Here is a 16,203-nt window from a genome sequence, read left to right as displayed (position 1 = left end):
TCAGAAGACAGGAATGCCCGCTCGCAGGACGAGCGGGCGCAAGTATTCTAATGATATGTGATCCGGCTGGCAAGCCAGGGGGCGACTCAGTCGCCTCCGGCCACGCCCTGGCGCTGACGAACCGCCTCGAACAGGCAGATCCCGGTGGCCACCGAGACGTTGAGGCTGGAGACGCTGCCGGCCATGGGCAGCTTGACCAGGGTGTCGCAGGCCTCCCGGGTCAGGCGACGCATGCCCTTGCCCTCGGCCCCCATCACCAGGGCCGTGGGGCCGGTGAAGTCGGCCTCATAGAGGCTGGCGTCGGCCTCGCCGGCGGTGCCGGTGATCCACACCCCCAGGGCCTTCATCTTCGCCAGCGCCCGCGCCAGGTTGGTGACCTGATAGACCGGCATGCTCTCGGCGGCCCCGCAGGCGACCTTGCGCACCATGGCATTGAGCGGTGCTGCCTTGTCCTTGGGCACGATGACCCCGTGGACACCGGCGGCGTCGGCACTGCGCAGGCAGGCCCCGAAGTTGTGCACGTCGGTGATGCCGTCGAGGACCAGCAGCAGCGGCGGCACCGCATGGGGCCAGCCCTCGAGCCTGAGCCACAGGGAGGCCTCGCCCTCGAAGGCGAGCGGCGCGGCGAAGGCGATGACCCCCTGGTGGGCGGCGCCCTGGGCGAGCTGGTCGAGCTCGTCGCGGGGACGCGACTGGAGACGAGCCCCTCCCTGGCGGGCGGCCTCGACCAGCTCGGCCAGGCGGGCGCCGGCACTGCCCTCCTGCACCCAGACCTCGCGAGGGGGCTCGCCGCGGTCGAGCAGCGCCCGCACCGCGTGCACACCGAACACGGCCTCGAGCCCGCCGGGTACCGCTGGCGCCCGGCGCGGGCCACGCGGTTTCCTGTGCCCCGCCGCCATCAGCCTTGCGCCTTGGACCGCCGCGGGCCGCGGCGGCGCTTGCCGCCCTTGCCCGTCTTGTCATCGGCCTTGCCGCCCTTGCCCACCTTGTCATCGACCTTGCCGCCCTTCTCGGGCGCGGAGGAGGATGAACCACCGCCGCGAGCCTTGCGCGGTTGACGCTTGGGCCGCGGCTTGTCGTCGGCCAGCTCGAAGTCGATCTTGCGATCGTCCAGATCGACGCGGGCCACCTGCACGGAGACCCCGTCACCCAGGCGATAGCTCATCCCGCTGCGCTCGCCCTTGAGGCGATGCTTCTCGGGCTCGTAGTGGTAGTAGTCGGACGGCAGCGAGGTGACGTGCACCAGCCCCTCCACGTACACCTCGTCGAGACGCACGAAGATGCCGAACTGGGTCACCGAGGCGATGCTGCCGTCGTAGACCTCGCCGAGCTTGTCGGACATGAACTCGCACTTGAGCCAGTCCTCCACGTCCCGGGTCGCGTCGTCGGCACGGCGCTCGGTCATCGAGCAGTGCTCGCCGAGCTCGAGCATCTGTTCGAAGGTGTAGGGCGCCCACTTGCTGGGCGGCTCCACGCCGCCCCCCTCGGCACGCAGCACGGTATTGGTCTGGCGCGGGCCACGGATCACCGAGCGGATGGCGCGGTGGACCAGCAGATCCGGATAGCGACGGATCGGCGAGGTGAAGTGCGCATAGGCCGGATAGGCCAGGCCGAAGTGGCCGTCGTTCTGCGGCGAATAGACCGCCCGGCTCATGGAGCGCAGCATCACCGTCTGGATGACGTCGGCATCGTCACGCCCCTTGATCGCCTCGGCCAGGTCCCGGTAGTCCTGGGGGCTGGGGTCGTCGCCGCCGCCGAGCGAGAGCCCCAGCTCGTTGAGGAACAGTCTCAGCTTGTCGAGCCGCTCCGGCGAGGGCTTCTCGTGGATGCGGTAGAGCGCCGGCAGGTCATGCTTGTCGAGGAAGCGCGCGGTGGCGACGTTGGCCGCCAGCATGCACTCCTCGATGATCTTGTGGGCGTCGTTACGCGAGCGCGGGACGATCTTCTCGATCTTGCGCTCGTCGTTGAAGACGATCGCCGTCTCGGTGGTCTCGAAGTCGATGGCGCCGCGCTCCACGCGGGCCTCGCGCAGCAGCCGGTAGAGGGAGTGCAGGTTCTTCAGCGACGGCACCAGCTCGCGGTACTCCTCGCGCAGGGCATCGCCCTGCTCGCCCTCGTCGTCGAGGATGGCGGCCACCTTGTTGTAGGTCAGCCGCGCATGGGACTGGAACACCGCCTCGTAGAACCGATAGCGGCTGATCGCCCCGCTCTGGGAGATATTCATCTCGCAGACCAGCGCCAGGCGGTCGACGGCCGGGTTCAGCGAGCAGAGCCCGTTGGAGAGCAGCTCCGGCAGCATCGGCACCACCTGGCCCGGGAAGTACACCGAGTTGCCACGGGTGATGGCCTCCTGGTCCAGGGCGCTGCCGGGACGCACGTAGTGGGAAACATCCGCGATGGCCACCAGCAGCTTCCAGCTGCCGGACTTGGTCTTCCAGGCGCAGACGGCGTCGTCGAAGTCCTTGGCGCTCTCGTCGTCGATGGTCACCAGCGGCACGTCGCGCAGGTCGATGCGATTCGCCTTGTCCCCCTCAGCCACCTCGGCGGACATGCCGGCGATCTGGTCATGGACATCCGGCGGAAAATCGGCGGGAATCTCGTAGCTGCGGATGGCGATGTCGATCTCCATCCCCGGGTCCATGCGCTCACCGAGCACCTCGACCACCTCGCCCACCGGCTGCACCCGGGTCTCGGGCTGCTGAGTGATCCTCGCGGAGATCACCTGGCCATCCTGCGCGCCGCCGCAGGCGCTGTGGGGAATGATGACCTCCTGGGTGATGCGGGAGTTCTCGGGGATCAGCACCCCGAACTCCGGCGTGTTGGCCCGGTAGACGCCGACGATGGTCTGGGTATTGCGCGCCAGCACCTCGACGACGGTGGCCTCGTCGCGCCCGCGGCGGTCGCGCCCGCTGATGCGGACCAGCACATGGTCGCCGTGAAAGACCCGACGCATCTGCCGGGGTGGCATGACCAGGTCGGGCTTCTTGCCGTCGTCGCGCAGCAGGAAGCCGAAGCCGTCGCGGTGCCCCAGCACCTTGCCCTTGATCAGGTCGAGCTTGTCGATCAGCGCGTAGGCGTTGCGCCGGTTGCGCAGCACCTGGCCATCGCGCTCCATCGCCGCCAGGCGACGCCGCACCGCCTCCTGGAGGTCCTCGTCCTCGAGGCCCAGCTGCTGACTCATCGCCTCGTGAGTCATCGGCTTGCCGGCCTCCTCGAGTCGGGCCATCAGGTATTCTCGACTGGGCGCGGGCTTGTCGTACTTGTGGGCTTCACGTTTCGCGTGCGGGTCGTCGCTGAGCGTCCAGTGGGTCATGCGGAGGGCATCCTTGGCGGCATCGGTAGCGGCGTGATCGAAAGGGCGCAGGGACGGCGTCCGGCGCATGGCATCTGGCGTTTCGGGTAGGTTGTCATGCGCGCAGTATAGCGCCGGCGACCCCATCACCCAACCATCAGGGCGCCCCGGGCGCCCGAAGGCCGGCAAAAAATCCTGCCTTTCGGGCCCGGACCCGCTTGCATCATCGAACGAATCCGGTACCATACGCCTCGCCTGCCCAGATGGCGGAATTGGTAGACGCGCTAGCTTCAGGTGCTAGTGTCCTTACGGACGTGGAGGTTCAAGTCCTCTTCTGGGCACCATCGATATCCCGTCGATCAACGGCTGGATATCCGGGAGTTCGCTCCCACGCTCTTTGTCAGCTCGAGTCACTCGTGTTCGCCCAGGTGGCGGAATTGGTAGACGCGCTAGCTTCAGGTGCTAGTGTCCTTACGGACGTGGAGGTTCAAGTCCTCTCCTGGGCACCATCGTTCACGCGATGCGCCCGAACACGACGACCGCATGATGCGCCCAGGTGGCGGAATTGGTAGACGCGCTAGCTTCAGGTGCTAGTATCCTTACGGATGTGGAGGTTCAAGTCCTCTCCTGGGCACCACTTCTCGCATCATGCAGACGAGCCACATCGACGCCCGACAGGAAACCGCGACATTGGATCGCGGTTTTTTTGTGCCTGCTCTCCTGCCGACTCAGCCGGCACCGACCATCGTTCAGAAGCGCCCGGGCAGCCTGGCCACCTCGTCGAGGCCCCAGCCCGCGGTCTTCACCCCGCTCTCGAGCGCCTCGGCGGCCTCCCGGGACAGCCGGGGAAAGAAGTCCAGGCCGGTACGCGCCTCCACCTCGTCGATGCTCACCAGGAAGTCGTCCAGCGGCTCGTCGCCCGAGACGCGCTGCGGCATGATGAAGGCCAGCGCCCGGGGGCTCTCCCCCGGCACCACCAGGATCTTGTAGAAGGCCTCCGGCACCTCCACCAGCCCGACCCGATTGAGCACGTTGTCACGGAAGCGCGCCGGGAAGACCGGGCCGGTGATCACCTGGAGGGCGGCGAAGCGCGGCACGAAGTGGTCCATCACGACCTCCTCTAGCCGCTGCCAGAGCCGCCGGTTGAGGTCCGGTCGCTGGGGGGACATGTTGCTCATCAGGAAGGTATCGCGCTGGGCGTCGGCACCGTGCACCGCGGCGATCGCGTAGTTGGGCGCGAGATGGCCACGGTCGTAGCCGCTGCCGAAATAGCTGTCCGGCGAGATCGGCCAGAGGGCTCGCCAGTCACGACGAAAGCCGGGGCGCGGCCCGGCCGAGGGATCCTCGACCCGCTGCAGCAGGTAGCTGACCCACAGCGGGTTGACGCGGATGTCGGACCAGCCCGCCAGGAAACCGTCGTTGCGCAGCACACGGTGGAAGGTCAGCGGCGTGAGCTCCTCCCAGGTGGTGACGCCCTGCCAGCTCAGGCCATCGCGGAGCTCGCGCTCCTGGAAGTGCCAGAGCCCCGACGCCACCGCCAGGAACAGTGCCGTGATGCCGACTCGACGGACCCGATGCCGCCAGCGGTGGCCGGTGCGCGCTCGCCTTGCTGCCATGTGAGAACCGTCCCTGTCCGATCATCCCGCGGGCCACGGGCCCGCTCCCCTCACCAGCCCAGCGAGAACATGGTCTCGAGGTCATGGCGGGAGTGCACCTGCATGGCATTGAGGGTCTCGGTGTCACGGATGCCCTCGACGGCATTGAGTCGCCCGGTGACCAGCTCCGCGAGGCTCTCGAAATCGCGGGTACGCGCGATGGCCACGAGGTCGTAGCGGCCACAGGTGGAGTAGACCTCGCTGATTCCCTCGACGTCGGCCAGCCGCTCGGCCACGGCCTTCACCTGGCCCTTGTCGGTATTGATCAGAATCACGGCATTCTGCATCGGACTTCTCCCTGCTCAAGGCGCTGTCGCGCGCGTCACGTTCCGGTCGGGCGGTCGCCGCCGCTGGGCGAGTATAGCAGCGCCAGGGGGGACGCTGTACCGCCATCGGCCGGGCGCACTCCGGCGGCGCCCGGGTCACGCGGCGGATTGCCGCACGGCTGCCTGGCGGTTCGCGATGCCCGGACCACTTGGCTACCATGGAACGAACTCCGCGGGGAAACGCCTGTCGGAACATGGGGTGGACCGACCACCGCCATAAAGATCAGGAAAGCAGAGCGGACACCAAGCATGTCCCGCCGAGACTTCATCCCTACCGTGATGACAAGGAGAGACCATGGCCGACCACAACCGTCGTGACTTCATGCGCAACAGCCTGCTGGGCCTTGCCGCCCTGCCCCTGGGTGCCGGCATCCTGTCGAAGCGCGCCTTCGCCCAGGACCTCCCGCCCCTGGACCCGAGCGCCGAGCAGGCCAAGGCCCTCAACTACGTCAAGGTCGCCAGCGAGGCGAGCGACCACCCGGCCTACGAGGAAGGCGAACACTGCCAGAACTGCATGTTCTACCAGGCGGACAGCCAGGGCTGCCAGCTGTTCCCGCAGAACAGCGTCGAGCCGGGCGGCTGGTGCCAGTCCTGGACGGCCAAGGCCTGACACGCCGCCAGTACAAACCCAAGACCCGCGCCATCATGGCGCGGGTCTTCTTATTGCTGAACCCTGTTTGCTGAACCGTTCGTTCGGGGCCGTCAGTCGCGCCGCTCCTCCTCGGCCAGAGGCCAGTGATAGCGGCGGACCACCTCGTCGTTCTCCACCGACTCCAGCCTCACCGGGAAGCCCCACAGCTGGTGGAGGTGGCGAATCACGGGGTAGACGCTGCGGGCCAGCGGCCGGCGACCGTCCTGGACGTGGCGCAGGGTCAGCGAACGATCCCCGCGGATGTCGGCCGAATAGACCTGGATGTTTGGCTCGCGCACGGCCAGGGCGTACTGGGTGGCCAGCGCGTCGCGGATGCGACGATAGCCCCGCTCGTCATGGATCGCTGATACCTCCAGCATCTCCTCCTGGTCATCGTCGACAACCATGAACAGCTTGAGGTCGCGCATCACCTTGGGCGAGAGGAACTGCTGGATGAAGGACTCGTCCTTGAAGTTGCGCATCGCGAACTCCAGGGTCTCCCGCCAGTCGCTGCCGGCCGTGTCGGGGAACCACTCGCGATCCTCCTGGGTCGGGGCCTCACAGATACGCTTGAGGTCGGTGAAGATGGCGAAGCCCAGCGCGTAGGGGTTGATGCCGCTGAAGTAGGGGCTGTCGAAGGCCGGCTGCTGCACCACCGAGGTGTGGGACTGCAGGAACTCCAGCATCAGCCCCTCGTCCACCAGGCCCTCCTCGTAGAGGCGGTTCATCAGGGTGTAGTGCCAGAAGCAGGCCCAGCCCTCGTTCATCACCTGGGTCTGGCGCTGGGGATAGAAATACTGCGCCAGCTTGCGCACGATGCGCACCACCTCCCGCTGCCAGGGGGCCAGCAGCGGCGCGTTCTTCTCGATGAAGTAGAGCAGGTTCTCCTGGGGCTCGGGGGGATAGCGCCCACCCTCGTGCAGGCCAAGCGGATCCTCCTCGTCGGCCATGCCGGGCAGGGCATCGCCGCGGGGCTGGCCCGGGATGGTCCGCCACAGGGTGTTGACCTGGGCCTGCAGGTGCGCCTCGCGCTCTTTCTGACGGCGCGCCTCCTCCGCCGCGGAGACCGGCGAGGGCCGCTTGTAGCGGTCGACCCCGTAGTTCTGCAGGGCGTGGCAGGCATCCAGCAACTGCTCCACCGCCTCCACGCCGTGGCGCTCCTCGCACTCGCTGATGTATTTCCGGGCAAACACCAGGTAATCGACGATGGAGGAGGCGTCCGTCCAGGTGCGGAACAGGTAGTTGCCCTTGAAGAAGGAGTTGTGGCCATAGCAGGCGTGGGCCATGACCAGCACCTGCATCATCAGGGTGTTCTCCTCCATCAGGTAGGCGATGCAGGGGTCGGAGTTGATGACGAGCTCGTAGGCGAGCCCCATCTGGCCGCGGCGATAGGCCTGCTCCACGGCCAGGAACTGCTTGCCGAAGGACCAGTGGTGATAGCCCACCGGCATGCCGACGCTGGCATAGGCGTCCATCATCTGCTCGGTGGTGATGACCTCGATCTGGTTGGGGTAGGTGTCCAGGCGATACTCGTCGGCCAGGCGAGCGATCTCGCCCTCGAAGGCATCGAGGATCTCGAAGTTCCAGTCGGAGCCGGTGGCGATGGGCTGTCGTCGGGTCATGCTGCCTCCTCAGGCCGCCTCAGACGGCGACTCGGCGCTTGAACAGCTCGCGGAAGACCGGATAGATGTCCGCGGCCTCGACGATCTGGCGCATGGCGAAGCGCGTGTCGTACTCGGCCTCCACCCGCTCGTATTCCTCCCACAGCGCCTGGTGCGCATGGGGGGTGATCTCCACGTAGGTGAAGTACTGCAGCCGCGGCATCAGGCGATCGACGAGCAGTTCCCGGCAGGCGACGGAGTCGTCGTCCCAGTTGTCCCCGTCCGAGGCCTGGGCCACGTAGAGGTTCCACTGCCCGGGGGGATAGCGCGCCTCGATGATCTCGTCGACCAGGGTCAGGGCGCTGGAGACGATGGTGCCGCCGGTCTCCCGGGAGTAGAAGAACTCTTCCTCGTCGACCTCCTTGGCGGCGGTGTGGTGGCGCACGAAGACCAGCTCGACTTTCTCGTAGTTGCGCTCCAGGAAGAGGTAGAGCAGCAGGAAGAAGCGCTTGGCGATGTCCTTGTGGGCCTGGGTCATGGAGCCCGAGACATCCATCACGCAGAACATCACCGCCTTGCTGGAGGGCTGGGGCTGGTCGATCAGGTTGTTGTAGCGCAGGTCGTAGGTGTCGATGAAGGGGACCGCCTCGAGGCGCTTCTCCAGCCGCTCGACCTCCGCCTTGAGCTCGGCGATGCGGGCGGGGTTGCGCAGCACCGGGTCCTTGCGCTCCTCCTCGGCCAACGCCTCCCTGGCCTCGCGCAGGGCCCGGCGGATCGGGGCGCGCATGGCGATGCGCCGGGCCTGGGCCTCGCGCATGGAGCGCACGATGTTGATGCGCGCCGGCGTCCCGTCCCGGGAGACCCCGGCCCGCACCTGGCGCACCTCGTCCAGGTCCACCAGGTTCTTGCGCTCCAGGTGGGGCAGCTCTAGGCCGTCGAAGACGAAGTCGAGGAACTCCTCGCGGGAGAGGGTGAAGGCGAACTCGTCCATGCCCTCGCCCTGGTTGGAGGCACCGCCCTCCCCGGCACCGTCCCCCCCGCCCCCGCCGCCGGGGCGGCGCAGCCGGTCCCCCTCGACGAACTCCTTGTTGCCCGGCGCCACGATGGCGCGCTTGCCCCCCGGGCCGTGCTGGAAGACCGGCTCGGAGATGTCCCGGGAGGGGATCGAGACCTTCTCGCCCCGCTCCATGTCGGTGATCGAGCGGCGGTTCACCGCCTCCTCGACCGACCGCTTGATGTGGGTACGGTAGCGGTCGAGGAAGCGCTGCCGGTTGACCGCGCTCTTGTGCTTGGCATTGGCTCGTCGATCGATGAAATAGGTCATGGCGACCTCCTCAGGCTACTGCGACTTGCGCACTCGCAGATACCACTCGGAGAGCAGGCGTACCTGCTTCTCGGTGTAGCCGCGGTCGACCATCCGGGCCACGAAGTCCTCGTGCTTCTTCTGGTCCGACGTCGAGGCCTTGGCGTTGAAGGAGATCACCGGCAGCAGCTCCTCGGTGTTGGCGAACATCTTGTGCTCGATCACCCCCCGGAGCTTCTCGTAGGACTGCCAGCTGGGGTTCATGCCGTTGTTCTGGGCACGGGCCCGCAGCACGAAGTTGACCACCTCGTGACGGAAGTCCTTGGGGTTGGAGATGCCGGCCGGCTTCTCGATCTTCTCCAGTTCCTCGTTGAGGGCCTGGCGGTCGAGGAACTCGCCGGTCTCGGGATCGCGGAACTCCTGGTCCTGGATCCAGAAATCGGCATAGGTGACGTAGCGGTCGAAGATGTTCTGGCCGTATTCCGAGTAGGACTCGAGGTAGGCCGTCTGGATCTCCTTGCCGATGAAGTCGACATAGCGCGGCGCCAGGAACTCCTTGATGAAGCGCAGGTAGCGCTCGAAGGTCTCCCGGGGCAGCTGTTCCTGCTCAAGGCGCTGTTCGAGGACGTAGAGCAGGTGGACCGGGTTCGCCGCCACCTCGTGGTTGTCGAAGTTGAACACCTTGGAGAGGATCTTGAAGGCGAAACGTGTCGACAGCCCCTCCATGCCCTCGTCGACCCCGGCGCTGTCGCGATACTCCTGGATCGACTTGGCCTTGGGATCGGTATCCTTGAGGTTCTCGCCGTCGTAGACGCGCATCTTGGAGTAGATGCTGGAGTTCTCGGGCTCCTTGAGCCGCGAGAGCACCGTGAACTGCGCCAGCATGCGCAGGGTATCCGGTGCACAGGGCGCCTCGGCCAGCGAGGAGTGCTCGAGGAGTTTCTTGTAGATGTTGATCTCCTCGGTGACGCGCAGGCAGTAGGGCACCTTGACCATGTACACGCGGTCGAGGAAGGCCTCGTTGTTGCGGTTGTTGCGGAAGGTCTGCCATTCGCTCTCGTTGGAGTGGGCCAGCACCACCCCGTCGAAGGGGATCGCGCCCATGCCCTCGGTGGGGTTGTAGTTGCCCTCCTGGGTCGCCGTCAGCAGCGGATGCAGTACCTTGATCGGCGCCTTGAACATCTCGACGAACTCCATGAGCCCCTGGTTGGCCCGGCACAGCCCACCGGAGAAGCTGTAGGCATCGGGGTCATCCTGGGAGTAGAGCTCGAGCTGGCGGATATCCACCTTGCCGACCAGCGAGGAGATGTCCTGGTTGTTCTCGTCGCCGGGCTCGGTCTTGGAGATGGCCACCTGGTTGAGTCGCGAGGGATAGAGACGCACCACCCGGAACTGCGAGATGTCGCCGCCGTACTCCTTGAGGCGCTTGGCGGCCCAGGGCGACATCACGCTCCTCAGGTAGCGCTGGGGGATGCCGTACTCCTTCTCCAGGAGCTCGCCGTCCTCCTCCGGGGAGAACAGACCGAGCGGCGACTCGTAGACCGGAGAATCCTTGATGGCATAGAAGGGCACCTTCTCCATCAGCAGCTTCAGGCGCTCGGCAAGCGACGACTTGCCGCCCCCCACCGGCCCCAGCAGGTAGAGGATCTGCTTGCGCTCCTCGAGCCCCTGGGCGGCATGACGGAAGTAGGCGACGATCTGCTCGATGGCCTCCTCCATGCCGTAGAACTCGGCGAAGGCCGGATAGCGGCGGATCACCTTGTTGGAGAAGATGCGGGACAGGCGCGGATCCTTCGCGGTATCGATCACCTCGGGTGCGCCGATGGCCTCCAGCATCCGCTCGGCGGCCGTGGCGTAGGCCACCGGCTCCCCGCGGCAGAGTTCCAGGTACTCCTGCAGGCTCATCTCTTCCTGCTGGACGCGAGCGAAGCGGTTCTGCACATGATCGAAGATGCTCATCGATGCCTCCTTAAAGCCCTGTTCCCCGGCCACTTCGACAGAGTGGTGACAAGCCGGGGTGGGGTCTCTTCAGCGTAGACAGCATCAGCGGATAACGGTTTAGCCCACCAGTCAACGCTCCCGAGCCCTCATTCCTCAGAGCCCGACAACGTCCGTCGGTTCATGACGATCTTTCGAGAGATTACACGCTGGAACGACGCGGCCCGCCGGAGACGACCGGCGGGCAGCGGGCCTGCGTCGGCGCAGGCCGGTGGCGAGGGCCGGTGGCGAGGGCCGCCTCGAGGCGTCAGAGCGCTGCGGCCAGACGGGTACCCTGGGCGATGGCGCGCCGGGCATCGAGCTCGGCCGCCTCGTCGGCGCCGCCGATGACGTGCACGGCCACCCCGGCCGCCTGGAGCGGCTCGAGCAGCTCCCGCACCGGCTCCTGGCCGGCACAGACCACGACGGTATCGACCTCGAGCCGACGCGACTCGCCCTCGACGCGCAGCGCCAGGCCGTCGTCGTCGATGCCGAGGTACTCGCAGCCAGGGATCATCTCGACCCCGCGGTGCGCGAGTGAGGCCCGGTGCACCCAGCCGGTGGTCTTGCCGAGGCCCTTGCCGGGCCGGGAGGCCCGGCGCTGCAGGAGGAAGACCCGACGCGGCGTCGGGGGCGACTGCGCGGCCTTGAGGCCCCCGCGATGCGCCAGGTCGAGGTCCACGCCCCACTCGTCGCACCAGGCCGAGACCTCCTGGGCACCATGGCCGGCGTGGGTCAGCAGCTCCGCCACATCGAAGCCGATGCCGCCGGCGCCGATGATCGCGACCCGGGGGCCGACCCGCTCGGGATGGGTGATGGCCTCGGGGTAGCTCATCACCATCGGGTGGTCGATGCCCGGCAGCTCGAGGCGACGGGGCCGCACGCCGGTGGCCAGGACCACCGCGTCGAACGAGCGCAGGCCCTCGACGTCCGCCTCGGTGCCGAGCCGCACCTCCACGCCATGCTTGTCGAGCATCACCCGGTAGTAGCGCAGTGTCTCGTCGAACTCCTCCTTGCCGGGAATCCGTCGTGCATGGTTGAACTGGCCGCCCAGCTCGCTGGCCCGCTCGAAGAGGGTCACCGCATGGCCACGCCCGGCGGCGGTGACGGCCGCGGCGAGCCCCGCCGGACCGCCGCCCACCACGGCGATGGCCCTCGGGGCATCGACCGGCGTGACCGGAAGCTCCGTCTCGTGGCAGGCGAGGGGATTGACCAGGCAGGAGGTGAGCCGGCCCAGGAAGACCTGGTCCAGGCAGGCCTGGTTGCAGGCGATGCAGGTGTTGATCTCGTCGCGCCGCCCGGCGGCGGCCTTGCTGACCCAGGCCGGGTCGGCCAGGAAGGGACGCGCCATGGAAACCATGTCGGCATGGCCCTCGGCCAGCACCCGCTCGGCCACCTCGGGCATGTTGATACGGTTGGTGGTGATCAGCGGCACGCCGAGCTCCGCCCTCATGCGTCGCGTCACCTCGGTGAAGGCGGCCCGCGGCACGCTGGTGACGATGGTCGGCACCCGCGCCTCGTGCCAGCCGATGCCGGTGTTGATCACGTCGGCGCCGGCGGCCTCGATGGCGCGCCCCAGCCCCAGGACCTCGTCGCGGGAGCTGCCTTCCTCCACCAGGTCGATCATCGACAGGCGGAAGATGAGCAGGAAGTCGTCCCCCACCGCCTCGCGGATGCGTCGCACGATCTCCACGGGAAAGCGGATGCGTCGCTCGAAGCTGCCGCCCCAGTCGTCGTCGCGATGGTTGGTGCGGGGGCAGATGAACTGGTTGATGAGGTAGCCCTCGGAGCCCATGACCTCGACCCCGTCATAGCCGGCCTCCCGGGCCAGCCTGGCGCATCGCACATAGGCCTCGATGCGCGACTCGACCTCCTCGCTCTCGAGCGCCCGCGGCATGAAGGGCGTGATCGGCGACTGGATCGCCGACGGCGCCACCAGCTCTGGGGTATAGGCGTAGCGGCCGGCATGCAGGATCTGCAGGCAGAGGCGCCCGCCGGCCTCGTGCACGCCCTCGACCACGCGGCGGTGATCCGCCAACTGCTCGGGCCGTTCCAGGGTCGCGGCGCCCTGGAAGACCGCCCCCTCGGGATGCGGCGCGATACCGCCGGTGACGATCAGGCCGACCCCCTCGCGCGCCCGCTCGGCGTAGAAGGCCGCCAGCCGCTCGAAGCCGCCGGGCGCCTCCTCGAGATTGGTGTGCATCGAGCCCATCAGCACCCGGTTGGGGAGCGTCAGGTGGCCGACCCTCAGGGGGCGGAAGAGATGGGGGTAGGCACTCACGGCAGGCTCCTCGTGGTCGAAACGGCGACGGTTTCAAACAACTGTATGATAGTCGCGGTACCGGACGCAAAGCCTGATCGCCAATGCCGGCAAGACGCCGAGGAAGGGGAAGCCGGGAAAAACCGGGGAACAACGAAACAGCCCCGAGACCGGAAGGGCCTCGGGGCTGAAGAATTCGTGTGCAGATGGCGGACCGGACGGGACTCGAACCCGCGACCTCCGGCGTGACAGGCCGGCATTCTAACCAACTGAACTACCGGTCCGCGTGGTGGGTGATACCGGATTCGAACCAGTGACCCCCAGCATGTGAGGCTGGTGCTCTAACCAACTGAGCTAATCACCCACGCGTTACTGCAACTTTTTACTGCTGTCTCATGCCATCATGGCGGACCGGACGGGACTCGAACCCGCGACCTCCGGCGTGACAGGCCGGCATTCTAACCAACTGAACTACCGGTCCGCAAGATGACCTGCGACGGGGAAGATGATGCTGGCGGACCGGACGGGACTCGAACCCGCGACCTCCGGCGTGACAGGCCGGCATTCTAACCAACTGAACTACCGGTCCGCTGTGATCTTCCTGCAACATGATCGGGCATTGCCGCGGCAATGGTGGGTGGTACAGGGTTCGAACCTGTGACCCCCAGCTTGTAAGGCTGGTGCTCTCCCAGCTGAGCTAACCACCCCCGGTCACGTGGCGCTGCATTCTACAGGGGGCCCGACCAATGTCAACGCTTTTTGCATCGCGGCAACGGCGCGATGAGCGGGAAAGAATCGCCGCCCTTTCATCCACTTGGCCACATCGCCCGCGGCACGCGGGTTTCAGGAATGCGCGGCCATGAAGGCGGCGATTTCGGCCGAGGCCTCGGCGATCAGCCCGGCCTGATCTCGACCCGACGCACGCGTCGGCCTCCAGTCATGATCGCCCGCCTCGAGCCAGTGCAGGTGCACCCCCTCGGGCAGGTCGTAGCCGGCCACCTCCTCGCGGGTGCCGAACGGATCCCGGGTGCCCTGCACCACCAGCGTCGGGCACTCGAGCAACGGCCAGTGGGCGAGGCGGAGTCGCTCGGGCTTGCCGGGGGGATGGAAGGGATAGCCGCACAGCACCAGGCCTCGGGCACCGTCCCGTGCCGCCAGCATGCTGGCGACGCGACCGCCCATGGACTTGCCGCCCAGCCAGGGCGGCGACAGGGCGTGGTGCGACACACTGTCGCACCACCGCGCAAGCTCCTCGACCAGACGTTCGACCTTCGACGGGGGGCGGCGACGCCCCTCGCGACGCATCGTCCGCAGGTAGTCGAACTCGATGGCCAGCGTCTGGACCCCGACGGCGGCGAGGGCCTCACGCAACCGTTGCATAAAAGTTGAATCCTGACCCGCACCGGCGCCATGGGCGAGCAGCAATCGCCCGACGCGACATTCTCCGCGCACGTCCAGCGGACCCAGACCGTCGATGTCCCAGTGTCCCTGGTCGCCTTCCAGCAGCCGTCGGACCAGAGTTTCCCGGTCGATCCGAGGTAAATCCCGACAAAAATGGTCCGACAATTCCCGTCTCCTCGAGTTCATAAATCAATACATTGGCGTGTTCAGCTTGTCGTGCGCCTGCGCTAGAATCAGTCTTGGTTATAGACCTGCATCATCCTGCGGAGGTCACCCCGAGGCAGAATGCCGCGGGACACCCCCAAACCGCGTTCGATGGGAACCTGACATGAGCACAGCATTTGAACACCCGACCTACAACTACAAGGTAGTTCGGCAGTTCGCGATCATGACGGTGGTGTGGGGCATCGTGGGCATGGCCCTCGGTGTCATCATCGCCTCGCAGCTGGTATGGCCGGAACTGAACCTGGGACTGCCGTGGACAAGCTTCGGCCGACTGCGCCCCCTCCACACCAACGCCGTGATCTTCGCCTTCGGCGGCTCGGCGCTGTTTGCCACCTCCTACTACGTCGTGCAGCGAACCTGCCAGGTGCGGCTGTTCTCGGACAAGCTGGCCGCCTTCACCTTCTGGGGCTGGCAGGCGGTGATCCTGTCTGCGGTGGTCACCCTGCCGCTGGGCCTCACCAGCACCAAGGAGTACGCCGAGCTCGAGTGGCCGATCGACATCCTGCTGGCCGTGGTCTGGATCAGCTATGCCGTCGTCTTCCTGGGGACCATCAAGCTGCGCAAGACCTCCCACATCTACGTGGCGAACTGGTTCTTCGCGGCCTTCATCATCACCGTGGCCGTGCTGCACATCGTCAACAGCGCCTCCATCCCGGTGACCGCGACCTACTCCGTCTCCCTCTACTCCGGCGCCATCGATGCGATGACCCAGTGGTGGTACGGCCACAACGCGGTGGGCTTCTTCCTGACCGCCGGCTTCCTCGGGATGATGTACTACTTCGTCCCCAAGCAGGCCGAGCGCCCGGTCTACTCCTACCGCCTCTCCATCGTCCACTTCTGGGCGCTGATCATGGTCTACATGTGGGCCGGCCCGCACCACCTGCACTACACCGCCCTGCCCAACTGGACCCAGTCGCTCGGCATGGTGCTGTCGATCATCCTGCTGGCTCCCTCCTGGGGCGGCATGATCAACGGCATGATGACCCTCTCCGGGGCGTGGCATAAGCTGCGCACCGACCCGACCCTGCGCTTCCTGGTGGTCGCCCTCTCCTTCTACGGCATGTCCACCTTCGAGGGCCCGATGATGGCAGTGAAGACCGTCAACGCGCTCTCCCACTACACTGACTGGACCATCGGCCACGTGCATGCCGGCGCCCTGGGCTGGGTGGCGATGATCACCATCGGCTCCATGTACCACCTGATCCCGCGCCTGTTCGGACGGACCGAGATGTACTCGGTGGGGATGATCGCCGTGCACTTCTGGCTGGCCACCATCGGCACCGTGCTCTACATCGCCGCCATGTGGGTGAACGGCATCCTGCAGGGCCTGATGTGGCGCGCCGTGAACGCCGACGGCACCCTGATGTACACCTTCGTCGAATCCGTCGAGGCCAGCGGCCCGGGCTACATCGTGCGCCTGATCGGTGGCCTGTGCTGGGTGGCCGGCATGCTGATCATGGCCTTCAACGTCTTCATGACCGTCCGGCACGGTGAAGGCGCCCGTCAGCCGATTCCGCAGACTGCCTGAGCCA

Annotated in this window: 11 protein-coding genes and 8 tRNA genes; 5 read left to right on the top strand and 14 right to left on the bottom strand. The window is 66.8% G+C overall.

The annotated features are described in order from the left end of the window. Positions 1 to 86: 86 nt before the first annotated feature. Positions 87 to 899 (bottom strand): 23S rRNA (guanosine(2251)-2'-O)-methyltransferase RlmB, encoded by an 813-nt coding sequence (gene rlmB / locus BOX17_RS11355; protein ID WP_071944622.1) that lies wholly within the window; start codon positions 897 to 899, stop codon positions 87 to 89. Next, the gene (gene rnr, locus BOX17_RS11350; RefSeq protein WP_071944620.1) at positions 899 to 3,313 is read right to left on the bottom strand and encodes a ribonuclease R; all 2,415 of its coding nucleotides are present in this window, start codon (positions 3,311 to 3,313) and stop codon (positions 899 to 901) included. Before rnr ends, rlmB begins: the two co-directional genes overlap by 1 nt. A 236-nt stretch (positions 3,314 to 3,549) precedes the next feature. On the opposite strand from rnr, the gene BOX17_RS16815 reads away from it, so the two are divergent. The 3 genes from BOX17_RS16815 (at position 3,550) to BOX17_RS11340 (ending at position 3,929) form a co-directional block, all read left to right on the top strand. Next, positions 3,550 to 3,636: transfer RNA gene (locus BOX17_RS16815), tRNA-Leu, on the top strand. A 78-nt stretch (positions 3,637 to 3,714) separates the two neighbouring features. After that, positions 3,715 to 3,801, top strand: a tRNA-Leu gene (locus BOX17_RS11345). Between the two features lie 41 nt (positions 3,802 to 3,842). Further along, positions 3,843 to 3,929 (top strand) — tRNA-Leu (locus tag BOX17_RS11340). A gap of 112 nt (positions 3,930 to 4,041) precedes the next feature. Here BOX17_RS11340 and BOX17_RS11335 read toward each other — a convergent pair. Beyond that, the gene (locus tag BOX17_RS11335) at positions 4,042 to 4,908 is read right to left on the bottom strand and encodes a DNA/RNA non-specific endonuclease (protein ID WP_071944618.1); all 867 of its coding nucleotides are present in this window, start codon (positions 4,906 to 4,908) and stop codon (positions 4,042 to 4,044) included. Between the two features lie 50 nt (positions 4,909 to 4,958). Beyond that, complete coding sequence (locus BOX17_RS11330; protein ID WP_071944616.1) at positions 4,959 to 5,234, bottom strand: Lrp/AsnC family transcriptional regulator; 276 nt, start codon at positions 5,232 to 5,234, stop codon at positions 4,959 to 4,961. A 334-nt stretch (positions 5,235 to 5,568) separates the two neighbouring features. On the opposite strand from BOX17_RS11330, the gene BOX17_RS11325 reads away from it, so the two are divergent. Beyond that, a complete protein-coding gene (locus tag BOX17_RS11325; protein ID WP_071944614.1) occupies positions 5,569 to 5,883 on the top strand; it encodes a high-potential iron-sulfur protein in 315 nt (104 codons plus the stop codon). 92 nt (positions 5,884 to 5,975) lie between these two features. Here the strand turns inward: BOX17_RS11325 and BOX17_RS11320 are convergent, their stop codons facing one another. From BOX17_RS11320 to BOX17_RS11275, 10 genes are all read right to left on the bottom strand, one after another. Further along, on the bottom strand, positions 5,976 to 7,526 hold the full coding sequence (locus BOX17_RS11320; RefSeq protein ID WP_071944612.1) for a SpoVR family protein: 1,551 nt from the start codon (positions 7,524 to 7,526) through the stop codon (positions 5,976 to 5,978). A 19-nt stretch (positions 7,527 to 7,545) separates the two neighbouring features. Further along, complete coding sequence (locus tag BOX17_RS11315; protein WP_071944610.1) at positions 7,546 to 8,829, bottom strand: YeaH/YhbH family protein; 1,284 nt, start codon at positions 8,827 to 8,829, stop codon at positions 7,546 to 7,548. Between the two features lie 15 nt (positions 8,830 to 8,844). After that, complete coding sequence (locus BOX17_RS11310; protein ID WP_071944608.1) at positions 8,845 to 10,767, bottom strand: PrkA family serine protein kinase; 1,923 nt, start codon at positions 10,765 to 10,767, stop codon at positions 8,845 to 8,847. A 286-nt stretch (positions 10,768 to 11,053) separates the two neighbouring features. Continuing rightward, complete coding sequence (locus BOX17_RS11305; protein WP_071944606.1) at positions 11,054 to 13,066, bottom strand: NADPH-dependent 2,4-dienoyl-CoA reductase; 2,013 nt, start codon at positions 13,064 to 13,066, stop codon at positions 11,054 to 11,056. A gap of 186 nt (positions 13,067 to 13,252) precedes the next feature. After that, a tRNA-Asp gene (locus tag BOX17_RS11300) sits at positions 13,253 to 13,329 on the bottom strand. Between the two features lie 3 nt (positions 13,330 to 13,332). Then, positions 13,333 to 13,409, bottom strand: a tRNA-Val gene (locus BOX17_RS11295). Between the two features lie 40 nt (positions 13,410 to 13,449). After that, a tRNA-Asp gene (locus BOX17_RS11290) sits at positions 13,450 to 13,526 on the bottom strand. 31 nt (positions 13,527 to 13,557) lie between these two features. Beyond that, positions 13,558 to 13,634 (bottom strand) — tRNA-Asp (locus BOX17_RS11285). 42 nt (positions 13,635 to 13,676) lie between these two features. Continuing rightward, positions 13,677 to 13,752: transfer RNA gene (locus BOX17_RS11280), tRNA-Val, on the bottom strand. Between the two features lie 136 nt (positions 13,753 to 13,888). Beyond that, entirely contained in the window at positions 13,889 to 14,425 is a 537-nt protein-coding gene (locus BOX17_RS11275; protein WP_341853281.1) for an alpha/beta family hydrolase, read from the bottom strand. Between the two features lie 349 nt (positions 14,426 to 14,774). Here BOX17_RS11275 and ccoN point away from each other — a divergent pair, with 349 nt between their 5' ends. Then, a complete protein-coding gene (gene ccoN, locus BOX17_RS11270) occupies positions 14,775 to 16,199 on the top strand; it encodes a cytochrome-c oxidase, cbb3-type subunit I (RefSeq protein ID WP_071944604.1) in 1,425 nt (474 codons plus the stop codon). Positions 16,200 to 16,203 lie beyond the last annotated feature (4 nt).

Source organism: Halomonas aestuarii (assembly GCF_001886615.1).
GTDB lineage: Bacteria > Pseudomonadota > Gammaproteobacteria > Pseudomonadales > Halomonadaceae > Halomonas > Halomonas aestuarii.
The sequence above is the reverse complement of the archived record's forward strand: the minus strand, read 5'-3'. Positions and strand labels throughout refer to the sequence as shown.